This is a genomic window from Dyadobacter endophyticus, assembly GCF_014641595.1.
Classification (GTDB): Bacteria; Bacteroidota; Bacteroidia; order Cytophagales; family Spirosomataceae; genus Dyadobacter; species Dyadobacter endophyticus.
Map to the genome: position 1 here is coordinate 14,979 of NZ_BMIA01000010.1, position 19,656 is coordinate 34,634.

General features: G+C 48.8%; 14 protein-coding genes. 2 read left to right on the top strand and 12 right to left on the bottom strand.

The window, feature by feature from the left end; translation table 11 throughout:
• Positions 1-17: 17 nt before the first annotated feature.
• Together IEY24_RS32225 and IEY24_RS32230 are read right to left on the bottom strand one after the other, a co-directional pair.
• Positions 18-368 (bottom strand): DUF4907 domain-containing protein, encoded by a 351-nt coding sequence (locus IEY24_RS32225; RefSeq protein WP_188939418.1) that lies wholly within the window; start codon positions 366-368, stop codon positions 18-20.
• Entirely contained in the window at positions 365-1,402 is a 1,038-nt protein-coding gene (locus IEY24_RS32230) for a Kelch repeat-containing protein (protein WP_188939419.1), read from the bottom strand. The genes IEY24_RS32225 and IEY24_RS32230 overlap by 4 nt, the downstream gene beginning before the upstream one ends.
• A gap of 485 nt (positions 1,403-1,887) precedes the next feature.
• On the opposite strand from IEY24_RS32230, the gene IEY24_RS32235 reads away from it, so the two are divergent.
• Positions 1,888-3,294 carry a DUF4270 family protein gene (locus tag IEY24_RS32235; protein ID WP_188939420.1) on the top strand — a complete coding sequence of 469 codons (1,407 nt, stop codon included), beginning with the start codon at positions 1,888-1,890 and terminating at the stop codon, positions 3,292-3,294.
• A 53-nt stretch (positions 3,295-3,347) separates the two neighbouring features.
• Here the strand turns inward: IEY24_RS32235 and IEY24_RS32240 are convergent, their stop codons facing one another.
• From IEY24_RS32240 to IEY24_RS32265, 6 genes are all read right to left on the bottom strand, one after another.
• Positions 3,348-4,250 carry a bestrophin family protein gene (locus IEY24_RS32240; RefSeq protein WP_188939421.1) on the bottom strand — a complete coding sequence of 301 codons (903 nt, stop codon included), beginning with the start codon at positions 4,248-4,250 and terminating at the stop codon, positions 3,348-3,350.
• Between the two features lie 90 nt (positions 4,251-4,340).
• Entirely contained in the window at positions 4,341-7,511 is a 3,171-nt protein-coding gene (locus tag IEY24_RS32245; RefSeq protein WP_188939422.1) for an efflux RND transporter permease subunit, read from the bottom strand.
• Positions 7,512-7,550: 39 nt separating this feature from the next.
• Positions 7,551-8,684: an efflux RND transporter periplasmic adaptor subunit gene (locus IEY24_RS32250; RefSeq protein WP_188939423.1), complete on the bottom strand. Its 1,134-nt coding sequence runs from the start codon at positions 8,682-8,684 to the stop codon at positions 7,551-7,553.
• A gap of 79 nt (positions 8,685-8,763) precedes the next feature.
• The gene (locus tag IEY24_RS32255) at positions 8,764-10,128 is read right to left on the bottom strand and encodes a TolC family protein (protein ID WP_188939424.1); all 1,365 of its coding nucleotides are present in this window, start codon (positions 10,126-10,128) and stop codon (positions 8,764-8,766) included.
• 389 nt (positions 10,129-10,517) lie between these two features.
• On the bottom strand, positions 10,518-12,215 hold the full coding sequence (locus IEY24_RS32260; RefSeq protein WP_188939425.1) for a sodium:solute symporter family protein: 1,698 nt from the start codon (positions 12,213-12,215) through the stop codon (positions 10,518-10,520).
• Positions 12,212-12,355, bottom strand: a complete 144-nt coding sequence (locus tag IEY24_RS32265; RefSeq protein WP_188939426.1) for a hypothetical protein — start codon at positions 12,353-12,355, stop codon at positions 12,212-12,214. Before IEY24_RS32265 ends, IEY24_RS32260 begins: the two co-directional genes overlap by 4 nt.
• Positions 12,356-12,609: 254 nt before the next feature.
• On the opposite strand from IEY24_RS32265, the gene IEY24_RS32270 reads away from it, so the two are divergent.
• Entirely contained in the window at positions 12,610-14,112 is a 1,503-nt protein-coding gene (locus IEY24_RS32270; RefSeq protein ID WP_188939427.1) for a capsule assembly Wzi family protein, read from the top strand.
• 2 nt (positions 14,113-14,114) lie between these two features.
• Here the strand turns inward: IEY24_RS32270 and rfbD are convergent, their stop codons facing one another.
• The 4 genes from rfbD to IEY24_RS32290 all read right to left on the bottom strand — a co-directional run bounded on the left by rfbD (position 14,115) and on the right by IEY24_RS32290 (position 19,656).
• Positions 14,115-14,975 carry a dTDP-4-dehydrorhamnose reductase gene (gene rfbD, locus IEY24_RS32275; RefSeq protein WP_188939428.1) on the bottom strand — a complete coding sequence of 287 codons (861 nt, stop codon included), beginning with the start codon at positions 14,973-14,975 and terminating at the stop codon, positions 14,115-14,117.
• Between the two features lie 218 nt (positions 14,976-15,193).
• Positions 15,194-16,561 carry a sugar transferase gene (locus IEY24_RS32280; protein WP_188939429.1) on the bottom strand — a complete coding sequence of 456 codons (1,368 nt, stop codon included), beginning with the start codon at positions 16,559-16,561 and terminating at the stop codon, positions 15,194-15,196.
• A 193-nt stretch (positions 16,562-16,754) separates the two neighbouring features.
• Positions 16,755-18,062 carry a hypothetical protein gene (locus IEY24_RS32285; protein WP_229223381.1) on the bottom strand — a complete coding sequence of 436 codons (1,308 nt, stop codon included), beginning with the start codon at positions 18,060-18,062 and terminating at the stop codon, positions 16,755-16,757.
• A gap of 88 nt (positions 18,063-18,150) precedes the next feature.
• Complete coding sequence (locus IEY24_RS32290) at positions 18,151-19,656, bottom strand: capsule assembly Wzi family protein (RefSeq protein WP_188939431.1); 1,506 nt, start codon at positions 19,654-19,656, stop codon at positions 18,151-18,153.

The following is a 19,656-nucleotide window of genomic DNA, read 5'->3' on the forward strand; positions in this document are numbered from 1 at the left end:
GGCTCCTGAGAGCCTGTTTACTGGTATTTAATGCCGAGGCTATCAAGCTCGTGTGTGGTAATGGTCGGGGGAAAGATGCCGTGCTCGAGCTTTTGCTTAACCAGCGCACCGGTTTTTGCCGCCTCCTGCTCTGTTGCAAACCCATTTATGCCAGGCACTCCGGGAATAACCTTCTGCTCGATGACCAGGGTAGTGTCCTGACGGATGTGGTAGCCCCAGCCATGGGCGCCCCTGATTGTTTCAACCTTGAAACTAGAAAGGCCTTGGCCCTCCTGATTTACACCCCGCTCGTTGAAGAACAGGAAGTAGATCAGAGCGGCCAAGGCCAGTATACCTATGATCAGGGTTTTGCTGTTTCTGCGGATCACAGATCGTCGTCGGTGTTGATAGCCTGCGTAGGATCGAAGCCCCAGAAGTCGTCAGTTCCGCCTGAGCCGCTTGAGCTACCTGTTCCCAGGTAACCGATTTTACCGATCGCGAATGCGCCGGCAAACCCTCTCTGAGTTGGGAAAGGAGCTCTTTCCACCCAGCTGTTCGCGCCCGGATCGTACTCCCAAACGGCGGAACTTGCTTTTCCACCCACGATGTAAGCTTTTCCGTCGATCACGAATGCCGAGCCGTAAGAGCGCGCCGGGAATGCATCTTGGTCGAATCCGTCGGCGAACTCGATGCGGGTCCAGTTACCTGCGCCGCCGTTGCCTGCAGGGTCGAAGCTATAAATATCTTTGTAAAACGTTCCGGAGTTGCTTTCACCAAATCCTACGTAAGCCTTAGTGCCGATGGTGAATGAAATCGCTCCGGTTCTTTTACCACCTTTGAATGTGGCCATTTCGGTCCATTTGTCGGTCGTAGGATTATATTCATAAAAATCCTGGAAGAAGTTGCTGGCATTAAAGCCAAGGCCTACATAAGCTCTGTCGTTTACTACGAAAGAGGTTGCAAATTGACGGGTCCCGCCTCCGAAGTCGGCGATAGCATCCCATTTGTTAGTAGCAGGATCGTATTCGAAGAAATCTTTTTTGTAGCCGTTATCGACAGTCAGTACGCCGTCATAACCGCCACCCACATAAGCTTTGCCTTTCAAGACGAAAGCTGTGGCATTATTGCGGCCGGTTCCGGGGAAAGGGGTTATTTGTGACCAGGTTTGTCTTTCGGCATTGTAAGCCCAAAAGTCTTTTACCCGGGCAATTGTTTCATTTGTATAGCCAGTACCAATGTAACCTACGCTACCAATCACAAAACTCACCGCATTGGTCCGTATCGATCCTCCGAAGTTTGGCAGATCTTTTCTGAACCAGTTTCCGAGTTTTTCCGCATCATCATCCTTGTTACAGCTCATCTGTACCAACGCGGTAGAAGCGACTAGAAGGGCTAACGAAGTCTTTTTTAAGGTATTAAACATGAAATTATTGTTTGACGAATTGTTACAAATGAGTAATGATAATGATTGTTTGTTTTGGCTGGCCGCCGGTCTTTAAACGCTACGACAGGCTCACCCGTAACTTAAATTTTTTGCAAACATAACATCTTGATACTGCTAAGTAAAATAATCGGAAATTTTTTGTCCAAAACTTTAATCTCCCAGTTACTTTCAACGCGTATCGGGTTACAATGTTGCTCGGCTGCGGGTGCATGTAAGTCTGAGGATGCATTCCAACCAGAAATGGTTTGAAATAGTCTCTTTACTCTTTACGTTTCTTACCCGGCTTGCCACTAATCCGATGATTGCCACGTAACGGTTGAAAAGCCTTTGTTTAACTCTTACGTACGCATCCCGTTTTTTGTTGCAAACAGGATTTTACTTTCTTATTTGTTCTAAATCGTTGAATCATGTTGTATTTAAGAATGCAACTGATATTTTTGCACCTTTTACCGTTCTTGCTATAAATGAAATTTCAGTCTTATTCCTTCGGGAAGTCGTCAATAGTCTACAAGCTTCTGATCATCATTGGATTTGCGTTCTCGCTCACCGCCTGTGAGTGGGGGGATCAGATAGAATCCCTGTCACAACCTAATCCTGACGATTTTGCCGTGCTAAATTCGGATACTGTCACCATCAAGCTTTCAACGATCGGAACGGACTCGCTGATGACCGGATCGATATCTCGAATGCTGCTCGGCACCTACAAAGACCCCTATTTTGGAAGGGTAAAGACGATGAGCTTCTTTCAGCCGACGCTGAATGGAGGTCTATCCCTTGCCCAGGAAGCAGAATATGATTCGCTGATATTGTCGCTGAATTACGATAATACTTACAGCTATGGCGATACGACTAAGCCGATGAACCTGACGGTCCACAAGCTGCTTAAGGACATTGTGGATATTCCTCAGGGAGGTGCTTACTGGAATCATAATTCTACTCCTTACGACCCTGCACCGATTGGGAAAATCACCGTTGTGCCAAGACCCAGAACCACCGGGCAACTGAAAATCAGACTTTCAGACGCGCTCGGAAAGCAGATTTTTTCAATGGCCAAAAACAACCAGCTTGCCTCGAGTGTCGACTGGATCAATCTGGTGAAGGGACTGGTCGTCGTGCCTGCTGCAACGGACAATGGCCCGATTGTCGGCTTCGAATGGGGGCCGAGTGTAGATAGTACTTCTGTACAGCTTCACTACCACACGCCTTCGGTAAGCGAGATCAAGAAAGATTCGACCCTATTTAAAGTTACCGCAAACTACAATCAGACGGTAGCTGATCCAGCTGGAACGCAGCTTGCGAAATTGCCGGCCAACAAGCGGCTTTCGCTGCCATCTTCGCAATCGGGGAATCAGGCGTTCATGCAGGCCGGAACGGGTATCATGATCCGGGTCGATCTGCCTTATCTGCACAATCTCAAATACGTCCAGTACGCAGCCATTAATAAGGCTTATCTGCGCGTGAAGCCTTTGAGGGCCTCTGTTACTAATACGCTCAGGGTGCCGCCGGTGCTGTATCTCTACCGGCTCGATAAAAATAATCAGTTTTATACAGACGGCAACGGAGCTCCTTTGGCAGTGACTTTGCTGGGTAGCGGAGGTGGCGTGTCTAGTCCCTATTTTAATGACCTGATTAAAAACGAGCAGTATTACCGCTTCGATATCAGCTCATTCGCCACCGAGATAATGGTTTCAGAAACCAATGATGTCGGAGGCTTTATCATCCGCAGCAGTCCGTTCGGTTCGAGCGGCACGTTTCGCGATGCCGGCAGCGAATTTGCCAAGAGCGTCGACCGCCTGGTGGTGGGAGATCAGCTGAATGCCGACAAAGGGGTGGAGCTTGAACTATATTACACCAAGGTTAAACCTAAATAATATTTTGACCATCAGAAAGAAGGGGTAGGCCACAAAGCTTACCCCTTCTTTGTTTACATGACCACTCCATTTTTCGGCAGGATCTTTTCTGGAATCTTATCGGCGCCTATCAGTTGCAGCAGGTTGATTTCGATACTTCGCGACATGGAAGTCATCGGAATATCGTTAGGACCGTTTTCAAACGGGTTTTGCATGATATAAGCGATCCATTCCACGTAAAAGAACAGGAAGGAAATCGTAAATGTGATCGGGATGGCGATCCGCCCGATGCTTTCGACCAGACCCATCGGAAGAACCAGCGTGAATATAAATATCACCAGGTGCACAAAAAAAGCATATTGGGTAGGGAAAACGGTATTCTTGATGCGCTCGCATTTGCCCATCGCATCGCACAACCTTTGTAAGGTGTTGTCGATATTCTGATAGAGCAGTGTCTTGATTTGACCCGAATCGTGCAATGCGGCCATTTTGAACTGGATCAGATTCAGGATAGCGTTGGGGATATTGTCCTGCGCGCTTACATACTCGTGCTCTTCGGTGGTCAGGTGCAGGTCGGCATACACGAGCACCTGCGTGCGGCGTAGCGAATTGGTCAGGGCATAACACCAGGCGATTTGCAAATGGGCAATGCTGGAAACCAGCTCGTCTTTCTGCTTCTCGGGTGCTTCGATGAATGCCTTTGCCTGGCGGACTAGCGTGCGGCTGTCGTTGACGATCTCACCCCAGGATTTGCGCGCTTCCCACCAGCGGTCATAGGCTGAATTAGTCCGGAAGCCGAGCAGCAGCGAGAGCGCCGTACCGAGAATAGTGGTGATCGAGATAGGGAAGGAGAGAAAGTGCCAGTTCTGATAGCTAAAAAGATAAAATACCAGCGTTGCGTAGGCGGTTACTGCAACGACGCCCACCCAAATACCTTTGAGTAGGCGCCAGACCGAGAAGACCTCTTTGACGTACATAAATGATCATAATAAGTTCTGTGCCAAAATAGAAAAAAGCGGGCCATAGTAATACCTATGACCCGCTTTTTAAATAAATACGATATCCCGTTAATGCGAGGGAGCGTCGGCGATGTTACCCGGTTTTGCCGGCTGTTGGCCTTTTTTGCCTGTTGCCAGCTTCTCGATGGCCACAAACAATACAGGCACCACAAAGATCGCCAGCGAGGTAGCCGCTAGCATACCGCCAAATACGGTCCAGCCGATGGTTTTGCGGGACTCGGCTGCTGCACCGCTTGCAAATGCCAGCGGAAGAACCCCCAGGATGAATGCCAGCGAGGTCATGATAATCGGCCTTAAACGAAGCTGCACCGCTTCCAATGTCGCTTTGACGAGCTCCATACCATTATCGACCCGCTCCTTGGCAAATTCAACGATCAGGATCGCATTCTTGGCCGCAAGACCGATCAATGTAATCAAACCGATCTGCGCGTAAATATTATTTGACAAATTCGGCAGGAAGGTCAGCGTAAGGATCGATCCGAATGCACCGATGGGTACTGCGAAAAGTACCGAGAATGGGATCGACCAGCTTTCGTAAAGCGCTGCCAGGAACAGGAACACAAATACGATAGAGATCGCAAAAATAGTGGTGGTACTGTCACCTGCTTTTATCTCTTCACTACTCATACCTGAGAACTCGTAGGCGTAGCCCGCGGGTAGTTTGGCGGCTTCCTCGCGCAGGGCTGTGATGGCCTGACCACTACTAAAACCGGGTTTGGGCGTACCGTTGATCTCCACTGAACGGTAAATGTTGTAGTGGGAAATCAATGCAGGGTTTTCTACCACTCTTGAAGTAACCAGTGCGCTGAGCGGGACCATGTTGCCGGCCTTATTGCGTACATAGAACTTCTGGATCTTATCCAGCGATGAGCGGAAACTGCTGTCGGCTTGCACCATTACGCGGAAGTTGCGGCCGTAAAGGTTGAAGTCGTTGACATAACTGCTACCCAAAAGCGTCGACAGCGAGTTAAATACATCATTGACCTGCACGCCGAGCTTCTTGGTTTTTTCCCGGTCGACATCGATCTGGTAGCTTGGCGTCCTTGCGTTGAAGAAGGTATAGGCTACTGCTATTTCGGGGCGTTTATTTACCCTTCCCAAAAACTCACGGGCCACTCCTTCGAACTGCTGTATATTGTCGGTGCTGGTTGATTGCTGCAACTGAAAGGTAAAACCGGAGGTCGCCCCAAGGCCCGGGATCGCAGGAGGCGCAATTGCCAGCACGCGGGCTTCCTTAATGTCGGCGGTACGTTTCTGGATCTCTTTGATCACGGCCTGCACATGGTGCTCGGCACCTTTCCGATCGGCCCACGGGTGCAAGCTTACAAACATAGTACCCACGTTGGATTTGTTTGAAAAGCTGATCACGTTCAACCCGGCGAGTCCACCCACCACTTTCACTTCCGGAATAGAGGACACGCGCTGCATGATATCTTTGATCATCGCAACGTTTCGGGTGGTGGAGGTGGCTTCCTGCATTTCGTAGGTTACAAAAAGACGCCCCTCATCTTCCACCGGGATAAAGCCCGACGGTTTGTTTTTGAAAAGGAAAAACAGTCCAACAAACAGGCAGACCATCATCACCAGCACGAGCGGGGTGGCTTTGATCCATTTGGAAACGCCTCTGGTGTAAGAGCGTGAAACCTTATCAAACCAGCGGTTGAAACTATCGAAGAACCGTTCAAGCAAGTTCTTTTTATCGTCCGCACCTTTGGACGGCCGCAGCATTATCGAGCAAAGCGCCGGCGTGAGCGAAAGTGCGACAAATGCGGAAAGCAGTACAGATACCGCGATGGTGATGGCAAACTGCTGATAGAGGCGCCCTACGATACCCGGCACAAAACCAACCGGCACGAATACGGCTGCCAGGATCAAGGCGATCGCAATTACCGGGCCTGAAATATCCTTCATAGCCTGCTCGGTTGCAGCGCGCGGCGACATTTTCTTCTCATCGATATAATGCTGCACCGCTTCTACGACCACAATCGCGTCATCGACCACAATACCAATCGCCAGTACGAATGCAAACAGGGTTAGCGTGTTGATCGTAAATCCGAATGGAATAAAGAATATGAATGTACCGATCAGAGAAACAGGGATTGCAAGGATCGGGATCAGGGTCGCACGCCAGTTTTGCAAAAACAAAAACACAACAAGGACAACAAGGATCATTGCCTCGCCAAATGTGTGAAGTACTTCCTCGATTGAGACTTTCACGACCGACGCTGTTTCAACCGGGATCACATAATCGATGTCTTTTGGGAAGGTTTTCTTCATTTCCGTCAGTGCCTTCATCACACCTTCGTAAGTGTCAAGCGCGTTTGCGCCTGGCGCCTGGTAGATCAGCACGAAGGCCGCAGGCTTGCCACTCACGAAAGCATTGACGCCATAATCGAATTTACCCAGCTCGACACGCGCCACATCGCGCAGGTAGACCACGCTACCCTCGTCAGGTGATGAGCGGACGATGATATTTTCAAACTGCTCCTTGGTATTTAGGCGGCTGTTGGTCAAGACGCTGTATTCAAATGCCTGCGCATTCGGCTGTGGCGTGCCGCCGACCGTACCGGCAGCGACCTGCAAGTTCTGCTCTGCCAATGCCGCCGAAATGTCCGACGGGGTCATTTTAAGGTTGGCCAGCTTCTCGGGGTTCAGCCAGATACGCATACCGAAGTCATCGGCACGCGAGACGATATCACCCACACCTTTCACGCGTTGAAGGGCGTCTTTGAGGTAAATGTTGGCATAGTTACCGATAAACTGCGCATCATGGGATCCGTTGGGCGAATAAAGAGCCAATGCGATCATGATGCTCGGCTGGCGCTTGCGCACTGTCAGACCAAGGCGCTTAACCGCGTCAGGAAGGGTGGGCTCGGCCACACTCACGCGGTTTTGTACATCGAGCGCAGCAATGTTAACATCCGTACCGACGTCGAATGTGACGTTGATACTGCTTTGCCCGCTGCTGGTACTGTTACTCGACATATATGTCATGCCGGGTACACCGTTGATCTGCGTTTCAATGGGGGTTGTCGTGGTCTGCTCGACGGTTTGGGCGTCGGCTCCCGTAAAGTTGCCGCTCACAGTTACGGTAGGAGGAGTAACGTCGGGATACTGGGCCACCGGCAGGGTGGTAAGGGCAATGAGCCCCACCAGGACCAGCACCACCGAGGATACTATCGCGGTGACCGGCCTTTTTATAAAAACATCTGCAATCATTTCGTACTGGTTTATGAAATAGTAAAACGGACCGGCTGCTTATTTTTTCTGAGGGGCGCCCTGAACAGGTGCGCCTTCCTGAACGACTGCTCCTTCGCGAAGGTTCTGCACACCTTCCACCGCGATTTTCTCGCCTTTTTTAAGCCCGTCTTTAATAATAACGTTGGGGCCGATGGCCGTGCCGATCACCACTTTGCGCTGGGTGACCTTGCTGCTGTCTCCTGCCACGTACACAAAATATTCGCCTAACTGCTCGGTTACGGCTTTATAAGGGATCACCACGGATTTTGAGCCAGCATTGTTGAGTACCATCACAGACCCGCTCATACCTGCGCGGAGCTGGTTTTCTTTGTTAGGAAATACCAGACGAGCCTTGATGCTTCCTGTTTGCGGGTCGACGGCGCGGTCGAGCAATGCGATCTTTCCATGCGCGGGGTAAACCTCATTTCCGAATTTGATCGAGAAGGTCGAATCGCTCGCTTTTTGAGACTTCATCAGCGAAGTGAAACGGTATATCTCCTTCTGATCGACATTGAAATCAACTGCAAGCTGATTGTCGGTTGAGACCGTATTCAAAATGGTCTGACCCGCTGAGACAGGGGCACCTACTTTGACGGATGAAATGCCAATGATACCGTCAAAAGGAGCGGTCACTTTGGTATAACGCACGCTGGTTTGGGATGCCTTAATGGATGCTTTGGCCGCGTCTACCTGCCTTTTAGCTACTTCGAGGGCAGCGTCGGCGTTGTCAACGAGCTGTTTTGCTACCGCGTCATTCTTTTCGAGCTCATGGTACCGGTCAGCGTCTTTCTGCGCGCGGGCAAGATTGGCTTCCTGTACATTCAGACTGGCAACAGCCTGGTCGTAGTTTGCATCGTAAAGCTGCGCGTCGATCGTATAAAGCAATTGACCTTTGCGTACGCGCGCACCATCACTGAAATGAATGCCGGTTATAAAGCCACTAACCTGCGGGCGAAGCTCGACCTCGTTTAACGGAACTACGGTCGCAGGGTATTCATCGTAGTAGGATGCTTCCGAGGTTGTAACCTCTGTCAAAGTTACCTGAACGGCCGGGGGCGCGGTGGGGGCCTGTTGCTGATCTTTTTTGCCGCATGAGAAGATCGTCAATGCAAGCAGGGCAGCGGAGGAATATTTTATTGTATTTAAAAACATATCATCAAAATATTTTCGATTGAAGCAGAAGTTAAGTGTGGTCATGCCGAATTGCCTGAGCGTGGTCGGCTGGATCCGTTTATTGAATATTGATCTGTCCGAGCGCTTTCTGAACGTCGATCTTGCTGGCCAGTACCAGGTACAATGCATTGTAATAATTGATGCGCGCCAAACGAAGGTCGGTTTCAGAAGTAACCACTTCCAGATAAGTCTTGATACCCGATTTGTATTGCAGCTGGATCACATCATACACCTCACGGGCAAGCTCAACATTCTCTTTCTGGGCGAGCAGGTTGGTCAGGTTGCCTTTGTAGTTGGCCAATGCCGCCGCGTATTCCGAGTTAACATTGTTTTGAAGGCCTTTCAAATCCCAGTCCAGGCGTTTGAGCTGCCATTCGGCCTGTTTGGTATTGGCCTTCCTTTTTCCGCCCTGGTAAATGGGGAGCGAAAGCGTGAGCACACCGAACGAGTTGGGATAGTTCTTGTTATAAAGGTCCGAAAAATGGTTGTTCTGAAAGTTGAGGTTGTAAGCCCCGTTCACGGCGAGGTTGGGCAAATAGCTCCATTTATTATACGTTAAATTCGCTTCCGCCAGTTTTTTCTGAGTCGCCAGGATCTGGTACTCGATCCGGCCGTTCAGATCGACGTTTTGCAGGGTGTCAAGGGCGATCTCGCGCTCCATTTGCAAAGTATCATAACTGATTTGCAGCGCTTTGGTGAGCGGATAGCCCATCAGCGTTTTCAGGTATTCCAGTTTGGCCTTCAACACTTCTTCGTTGCTCTTCTTATTGGCGCGGGTGTTGTTGAGCGAAATAGTGGCCCTTTTGTAATCAATTTTGTCGGTAATACCGGACTTGTACTGGTTTTCGGCATCTTTCAGGCTGCGTTCGAGCCGTAGAATGTCTTCACTGGCCACCTTAATCTGCTGGGTAGTGGCCAGCACATCGTAGAATGCCTTCGAGACATTGACAGCCAGATCCGTTTTGTTGTTGACCGTGTTCTGGCTGGCCGCAAAAAGCACATCGCCGCGCGTTCGTTTGGCCAACAGTACATCCCGGTTGAAGATCTGCTGCGAAAGTGTAAACTGCGCCGCAGAAAGGTTGTTTACACCTAACTTCACCGGGTTACCCGCGATAATGCTGGTCTGAACAATAAAGTTGTGCTGCAAATTGTAGTTGAAGCCGATCTGCGGGTACCAGTCGGCCAATTTGGCCCGGACCTGGTTGGCCGTGATCTGCTCGTCGATCAGCGATTGCTGGATCGCTGGCTGGTTTTTGATGGCGTAGGCGACCACATCCTGTAAAGTTGCCTGCTCCAAAACCGGCGCTTCCCGGTTAGTTTCCTGTATGCCCTGAGCCAGGGCAGTACTGAGCAAATTCAATAAGAGGAATGCCGAGCTAAGCGCCAAACGCGTCGTTTTTTGTGGCTTAGACCAATACTTCATGTACGTGTGAATTAGAATTTGGATAGAGATAAAGTGTTTTTGGCCTGATGATCAGCAGGTTTTGTAATTTAAAATGTGAAAGGAGTCAGCTGTCCGTTGGAAGAGACTGGATTTGGACCCCCGAAAAGAAAAGATTGAGCGGGATTGACATGGCCTGTGGGTTTTGAAATAATTTGTAAACAATCGGTGACATACATGGTCTGCGTATAAGCTGCCCCGTTGCCGGATTGTACTTATTAAGGATTAAACAGCTGGAATAGTTTCCTGTTTATTTGAAAAAAATTGGCAACGCACCATACTTTCTTTAAAATGTTTAACTTTTAAAGCGAATTGTGCTCAAACCAGCAGTTTGGTGGCTATTTGGATGTGTAGAAATTACGCATTAACGCTTACTCGGCAGCTGGCTCGTGTTGCGGCCAGGTCTTCTGGATCAGCCAGGCAAAGATGATCACTAGCGCGCAGCCGATCAGGTTGAGCCACAAAAATGCGGTCAGCTCGATCACATAGCTGACAATGACGAATGCCTCGGCGATAATACTTGCCCAGAAAACAGCCCTGCTTCCGATACTTTTGAAATAGAATGCCACCAGGAATATGCCCAGGATGGTTCCGTAAAACAGCGACCCGAGAATATTCACCGCTTCGATCATGCTTCCCAGCCGCGAAGCATACTGCGCTACTGCAATGCAGAACACGCCCCAAAAAACAGTCGCCCAACGGGATGCCGCTACATAGTTGTAGCCATTTTCGTCCTTGCGGATTATTCGCTTGTAAATGTCGATGATCGTGCAGGATGCCAGCGAGTTATATGCGGCCGCCACAGACCCCATCGAGGCCAGCAGGATCACTGCGATAAGCAGGCCCACCATGCCCACTGGCAGGTAATCGATCACAAAACGAAGAAAGATGTAGTTGACATCGTTGGTATCACCGCCATTGGCCTTCGATAGCAGGGTGGTAGCCTCTTTGCGGACATCCTTTACCTTATTTTCCAGCTCAGCAAGGGTGCTTCGCGAGGAGGCGATCGCCTGCTGGTCGTCTTTGCGGATGGCTTCGGTAAGCGCCATTACATAAGGGCGTTTTACGGTCTGGATCTGCTGATGCTTCTTTTCGAGCGCTAAGTATTCGGCCGCATACGGGCCGGATTGCACATGATCAACGGCAGTCTTATTGAAAAACAGGGGAGGGGCTGTAAACTGGTAGAATGCAAACACGAGCACTCCCACCAAAAGAATCAGAAACTGCATCGGGATTTTAAGTAGCCCGTTCATGGCCAGCCCGAGTTTGCTTTGCCCTTGGGAGCTTCCCGTCAGAAACCGGCCGACTTGGGACTGGTCCGTGCCGAAATAGGAGAGTTGCAGGAAAAATCCGCCGATCAGCCCCGACCATACATTATATCTGTTGTTCAAATCGAAGGTAAAGTCGATCAGATTGACTTTGCCCATCTTGCCAGCCACATGCAAAGCATCGGTGAATGACACCTGCTGGGGCAGGAACTTTACCACCATCACACCGGCTACCACCATCCCTACCGTGATAATGCCCATTTGCTGCAAATGTGTGTGCGAAACAGCCCGAGAGCCTCCCAGCGTTGTGTAAAGTATCACCACACCACCGGAGATAATGTTGGTCCAGGTGATATCCCAGCCCAGAATGGCCGAAAGGATCAGCGAAGGGGCATAAATGGAAAGGCCTGTCGATAAGCCGCGTTGCAAAAGAAACAAAAATGCTGTGAGCGCGCGCGTGCGCAGGTCGAAGCGGCCTTCGAGGAATTCGTAGGCTGTGAAAATTTTAAGCTTGCCAAATTTGGGTACAAATGTCACGCAAAGTACCACCATCGCCAGCGGCAGGCCGAAATAGAACTGCACAAAGCGCATACCGTCGGTGTAGGCTTGTCCGGGCGCGGAGAGAAAGGTGATCGCGCTGGCCTGGGTGGCCATCAGCGACAGGGTCACGTGGTACCAGGGCATAGACTGGCCTGCAAGCAGAAACGAATCTATCGTATGCTTTTCACGGCTACGATAGATGCCATACAGTACTACAAAAAGCAGGGTAAAAGAAAGAACAATCCAGTCGAGTGTGCTCATTGAAAACGGGTCATAAATAAATAGAAGAGGACGACTTGTAATGCGAGCATGCCGATCAGCAGAATGTACAGCTGTTTCCAGCTATTGACAAATGGGGGCAGCCCGTCGCGGTCCTGCGAGCTATTTTCTTTTATGATCATTGTTCAGGTCGAAAGGTTTAGTACTGAAATGGGCCGGGTATTGTACCACAAGCAAAAGTAGAACGGTTTTGATTTACTTTTAGCATGTAAAAATGTTAACGAAGCGTTAACGGTGGGGGTATCCAGGACCATCTATAGCACTCGCCCGTTTTGACCAATCTGCGCAAGCGATATTTTATGGTGAAATGTAGAAAAGTTAGGATTTAATTGTTAATTTTGGGGCCGTAAATCCACCCAACGTTAATTACTTCATAATGACTTTCATCAGTAAGGGCTCGTGTGCCTTTCCCTCCCCACTATCTAAATTCTTAATCGTTTCATGCTGGTTGCTGACAACCGGTTCTGTATGTCAAGGTTCCGCGCAGGATACCAGCTCGGTCGCTGGGCACACTCAGGCCTGGGTTGAAGTGGTGGGTTACGGTTCAACCGCCTCACGTACGCCTTTTTGGTTTCATGCCAACCAATGGGGCACAGTTCCTACAACCGGCCAGATCGGAAGTCTCAGAGCAGGTGTAGTTGGCAGGCAGCCGTTTTCCAATGACTCAGCTTCCAAGAAACATTGGACCTATGTATACGGGCTGGAAGTGGTTGGGAATGCCAACAAACACAGCAAGTTTTTACTTCCTCAGGCCTACGCCGGAATCGCTTTCAAAGAGCTTCAACTTACAGTCGGCCGCCATAAACAGTATGTCGGGTTCAACGATCACGAGCTTGGTACAGGTGCCTACATGTGGTCGGGCAATGCATTACCGGTGCCAAGGATTCAGCTTGGCTTTGAAAACTACGTTCCTTTGATCAGGAATTTTCTATACTTCAAAGGTTTTTATTCGGACGGGTTTTTAGACGGCAAGAGGCCGGTGACCAGCGAGCTGAAATTTCATAATAAGAGCCTTTATGTTCGCTTGGGAAAACCAAACGGAAAGGTAAAGCTGCACGGCGGATTTAATCATGCGGTACAGTGGGGCGGAAAGTCGCCTTATTTTACGGAAAATGGGCAGATGCCTAACGGAATCGATAAATACTGGTATGTCGTAACGGGCTTTAAACCAAAAGGAAAAGTAGATGGGATTTCTTCGTTTGACGAATCCAACCGGATCGGTAACCACGTGGCCAGTCTAGATTTCGGATTGGAGTTTGATCTGAAATTAGTCAACATTATGATATACAGACAAAACCTTATCGAGGATGGCTCTCTTTTTTATCTCAATAATATTAAGGACGGGCTCAATGGTGTGACTTTCAGTATGAAAGATAATGAAGGCAAAAATTTTAGTCTTGACAAGCTGACAATCGAGCTGCTCTATACAAAAAGCCAGGGTGGAAGCGAAGCGGCCGACGGAAACAGTATCCGCGGCAAAGACGATTACTTTAATAACAGCCAGGTCCGGGACGGATGGTCCTATCACGATCGAGGTCTGGGGACACCCTTCATTACCCCACAGATTGAAAATAACTGGCCCAGGTACGCGGACTTCTTTACGAACAACAACAGAGTTTGGGTGATCCACTCGGGAATGCAAGGAAAGTTGAACTCGGCGACTTGGTTGACCAAACTATCACTTTCCAGTAATCAGGGCACGTACGATCAACCATTGCCAGCCAAGACTTACCAGTTTTCCGGCATTATTGCGCTTGAAAAACAGATAAGCCTGTTGGGCGGGTCAAATGTTCGGGCAGCGGTCTCTGTTGATCAGGGTAAGCTCTTTGACAATGCGTTTGGCCTGATGCTGGCTATCCGCAAGAACTTCGCCTTTTAAGCTTAAACACCAGCTGCAATTCTTTCCAGACATATCCGAAGGCTGTCACGCCAGTAGGGGATTTGGATAGAAAAAGTGCTTTTGATTTTAGTCTTATCCATCACAGAATAGGCTGGGCGCACTGCTTTGGTTACATATTCGGATGTTTTGACAGGATTAAGAGCGACCTGAGTGCTGCTGATATCAAAAACAGCTTTGGCGAAGTCGTACCAGGAAGTCACTCCTTCGTTGCTGTAGTGGTAAATCCCGTACGCCTTATTTTCTGACTTAACGATGTCAAGGATTACGTTGGCGAGATCGATCGCATACGTGGGTGAACCGGCCTGATCGACGATCACGCCCAGTTGGTCGCGTTCGCGGCCGAGGCGCAGCATTGTTTTAACAAAATTATTTCCAAACTCGGAGTATAGCCAGCTTGTGCGGATGGTGAAGTGTTCAGGCAGGATTTCTGCGATTGCAGCTTCACCTTCAAGCTTGGTCAGCCCGTATATATTTTCCGGTTCGGCCGCATCCGTTTCTGACAGGACTTTAGGAACATCCCCTTTGAACACAAAATCAGTGGAAATGTGAATAAGTGTTGCCTGGTGTTTCTTGCAAACTTCGGCTATATACGCAGCTCCGTCGCGGTTCACTTTCCGGCAGGTATCCACGTCGTCCTCGGCTTTATCTACCGCTGTGTAGGCGGCGCAGTTGATTACGTATTGTGGTTCTTCGGCTGTAAACAGCTTGTCTAGAAGGTCTTTGTCGAGGATATTGGCGTGTTCTTCGGAAGGAAATGAAATGTCGGTGAGATTACGTTCTGCTGAGATCTTTTTAAGGCAGCTTCCTAACTGCCCTGAGGCACCTAATACAACTATTTTCATTGAGTATTTTTATAATGCTTGGGTGACAAAGTTAAACAATGCCTCAGGGAAGGAAGTGTTATTTGGAGATTATTATTTTGCGGAATGTGGTCTTACCTATTTCGGTGCCAACATCGGCGGCATACCAATCGGCGGGCCGAAGAGGTTGGGTATGTAACTCAAAAGGCGCCATTGGCGCCTTTTGAGTTCTTTCGGTTGTGGATACTGTAAGAAGAAATCTACTGACCGCGTCCAAGGACCATTACTTGCACGGTTCTGAAAATCAACTGAACGTCATCAAAAACGCTGTATGATTTAAGGTATTGAAGATCGTATTTCAGACGCTCCACGTTTTTCGCCACGGTATCGGCATAACCCACATTAATCTGGCCGATCGAGGTAATGCCCGGTTTAACGGTGAGCAGGCGCTGGAAATCATGCGGAGCGGCCTCCATCAGCATATCAACGTCGTATTTGTACAAGGGGCGCGGCCCTACTACCGACATTTCGCCTTTTAGCACATTGATAAATTGCGGAAGCTCATCAAGGCGTGATTTGCGGAGAATACGGCCAATCGGCGTAATGCGGGGATCGTCATCTCCTTTGGAATGCTGCAAACCCATTTTGTCTGCATCCACACGCATGCTGCGGAACTTGTAGATGTAGAACAATTCGCCCCAGCGGCCTGAACGCTGCTGTTTGAAGAACACAGGTCCAGGTGAGGTAATTTTGATCGCTGCCCACACCAGGAAGAATACGGGAGCGCCCAGAATCATCACAACGATGGAGAATATCAAATCGAATGCGCGTTTGACGGTCTGTTCGTTCAGGCTTGAAAACGGTTTTGTATTTACCTGAATAATCGGATAGATATCGTGGTACTCGATTGTGGCCATATTGGTTACAAAGCCGCGGAAATCCGGAACCAGACGAATCTGCGTACGTTGCCGTTCACCCATCTTAATTACTTCCCGTACTTGCTCGTCAGTCATTTCTGACAAGCAGCAATACAAGTAGTCGAGTTGCTTACCTTTAACCAACGTTTCTATCTCGTCGATGCCATTGGAATTTTCACCGGCCTGCAACATTCCGTAGTACCGGTAGCCAAGTTCCTTGCGATCATTATAGAATTCGCGGATCAGCTGGGCCAATTCGCCCCTGCCTACGATTGCATAACGATTATAGTTATAACCCGCCTGACGGTACATTTTCAAGGAAATTACCGCAGCCGCCCTGCTTAGGGTGGATGTGACGATGAAAAAACCGTAGGTCATCAGGAACTGGTACCGCGAATACTCTTCACCTTGTTTGCTCAGGTACAAAAAAGCAGTCATGACCGCGCAGTGTACGGTTACCGCTTTCAGAAACGCGGTAAGCTGAGTATTGAAGTGATAGGAAAGCCGCGTGAACAGGTAGGTCTTGAAGACATGGATCGTAAAAATCCAAACAAGGTTGGCTACCAAGAGCAGATTAATGTACTCATTCTCGAGGATACCGACCACGTTGTCGAAGCGCAATAGGTAGGCAACAACGAAGGAGAGGTTGAGAAGAGCGACGTCCAACCACAAATGTACCTTGGGCAGGAGTCCTGGATAGTGGTTTTTCATAAAATGTTAACGTTGAGTTGAGTATTTGAGCGATATCGCAGATTTCTCTCCAGTGAATCACAATTACAAGTGTACGGGAAATCCTTGAATATTGCAACGCAATTGGCGAATTTGGGGCAAAATAATTCAATTTCTTATAGTTTGGCACTTTACGTTGAGTAAATTGAAATTTCGGAGGTTGGTCCGGTCAGCTCTAACGTTTTTTCAATTCTATCGCCAGTGACAAGTCAAGGTGACCTGATTTTGTTATCATGCTGGAAAGCAAAGTCTGGCTGCCGAAAGTGAGGTTACCGGTTTTAAACGCTACACCCATTCCGAAGCCCATATAGCGGTAGTAGGAAATCGGGAGGGATATCTGGATTTTTTTTCGATCGTAAACCGGTTCCAGCATTAATCCGGATGGACTGTAAAGATCATCCTGGTTTTGTTTGCTCAGACCTATTCTGCCATTTAACCTTACACCGAGTTGTTTGTTATACCTGGCATATAATTGAACCACTAGCGAAGTGGGTAGTTTTACCTTGTAGGTCTGTTTACCAGATGATGTCTTCTGGAAAAGCCCGGGGTATTTGTCAAATACAAGCGTTGTCTTGCTGAAATTGGAATTCTTGAAGTTATTGTTAAAAAACAGGCCTTCACCTTCGCCGATGTTGATGTCGTATGACTTCGTATAAGCGGAATCTGATTTATATCTAACCGACCCGATATCGATCAGCGAGACTGCGAAAATAAAATCATGGGATTCAATGTCTTTTCCCAAGTGTTTGAACACAAAACCAAGATTACCGCCCAGTGAGAGTTTTTGCGCGCTAAGCAAAGCGCCTGCTCCGAAGTCATCAAAAAGACGTCCCGAAGTTTGCGTTGTAACCGCCCCAGTAGCGTCGTTCAAGGCCGTAAGATAGGAGTTGTAACGATTTACGGTACCATTAAAACCTGACAGCGCGATAGATGTATGCGAGTTGCTCATTAAAAGTTTGAGAGCCCCCCCGAGGGAAACAGTATAATCTTGTTGTTGGATCAAATCGTATGAGAGGCCTGGTGCAAACTCTGAAAATGCCGCTAAATCCATACGCATTTCACGATTTGCCATATTGTAAGGATATTCTTGCTGGACTTTAACATATTCGCCGATTTCACTTATGAGACGGCCGTCTAAGCCCCGATAATTTGAAAAAAGCCGTATGGCTGTGGTTGCCGACACAGAAAACCGCGGACTAACCCGTGCCGAGATGCCGGGGCCAAATAATGTTACATTGCCCTGCCCGGTTGAAATCCGCGAGGTTGTCAGTATGCGATCTCTGATGTAGGGGCCATTCAGACGCGCCAGGTCCCAAAAAGACATCGCGCCGGTATTTGATCCGATATCCGTTTGAAATGACACGATATTGGCAGTCCAGTCATTTACATCGCGGTTTGCTACGCTCGCGTAGGCAGGATTGATCGCCAACTGATTCACAAAGGACTTGTCGTACAGGTTTTGCGCGACAAGTAAATTTGGCAAGGTTACTAATATGAACAGCAGAGTCCTGGATTTTTCCATAGCACTTGTTTAGACTTATCTTCTGCCGATTGGCACTTCACAAGGCTGTTTACCAGCTCTTTATAACCTTAAATTCCGCACCCATTGAATTATAGAGGAGATCCCCATGATCCAGCGCCAAACCGAGGTTGACACGGAAACCGCGTTTCAACGCCTTGTTAATTTCCAGGTATCCGGAGAATTGGTTGACCTCGGGAAAGATGCCAAATTTCGGGACCCTTTGGTATCTTCTGCCGTTAAACCAATAGGGTATGTCACTGGTACGATATTCCCCGTAATTTTTGGAATAAGTAAGCTTTAAAAGGAAATTAAAGCTAGACACCGATCCCTGCGCTCCGAGATTAAAGGCAATGACACGAGTGTTACTGAAAAAATTGCTGGGATCATTGGGTAGGTTCGAGCGCATCACGGATGCAGCAGTAATGAGCGGAGTGCCGAGCCCTAAGCCCCGGTAGGAATAACCATCCTTATAAATGGCGTGATTGTAGTAGTATTCAGCGCCGGAAGGTGTCTTCTTTGTATCAGCTTCGCCTGCCTGATGCTTACTGTAAAACCATTCCAAAAGAAATTTATCCCATTGGAATGTGCGGTCGGAACGCTTCATGTTTTTGATCGAAACTCCTGCCAGACCGTCTTTGATATTCGCGAGATAGTATAGCGCTCCTTTCTCGTAAAATTGCTGTCGGTAGGCTAAGATGCTGATATCCGGGAAATCTAGTTGAAGCCCAAGATCGACCGCGCCCAGGTGGTTGCCAACCTTGGATATGTCTTGTTGTAAACCATGCTGAACGTACTTCTTGCCTGATATAACATGCCAGAGTGTACCAAAGCCGGAGAGGTTGTATTGATCTCCGAAGATATACTTGTCACTTCCCCAGATGACCTGGTGGTTAATTCCTGTATAGAGTTTTACCGTCCAGTTTGGTTTTCCAAACCGGAAATGGATTGATTTGCTATGAAGAAAGCTCTTGACGTCGGCACCGTTATTTGCACCGTATTGAATCGGAACCTTTCCCATGGAGCCGAAAGAGAAGAAGCCTTTGAGGGCAAATATATTACCGGTGAAAGGGATCGACCAGAATTCCGGCACGCTAAGCTCGATCTTAGGGACACCCAATGCGTTTCCGGAGACCGCGAAGGAACCGACCGACAAGGTGGAATCTACCAATCCCGAGATATCGCGCGAACGCCCCGCCTTCAATTGAAAAATACCCAGCCTTCCCTTTACATATGCCTCAATCGGAATGAACTGGGCAGTTCGGCCAAGGTTAAGCCTTCCGTCGAAGCCTGCTCCCCAGTCGACCAGTTTTTTTCTGGAATGGTCGTAGTCCTTCCGGAGATCGACTATAATGGCTGCGGAAGCGCCGTCGAGCGGAATGCTGCCATAGCGGTTAGCCCGCATCCAAAAGGGAACCTGACCATTGCTCGTCCCAATGGCTGCCAGTCCGACATTAGCTTTGAAAGGCTTCTGATCGACAGAGTCTTGTAATGTTTGTCCTACCGCACTACCAATTCTCAAAACCAGGAAAACTACGGCAAAAATCTGTGTCTTCAT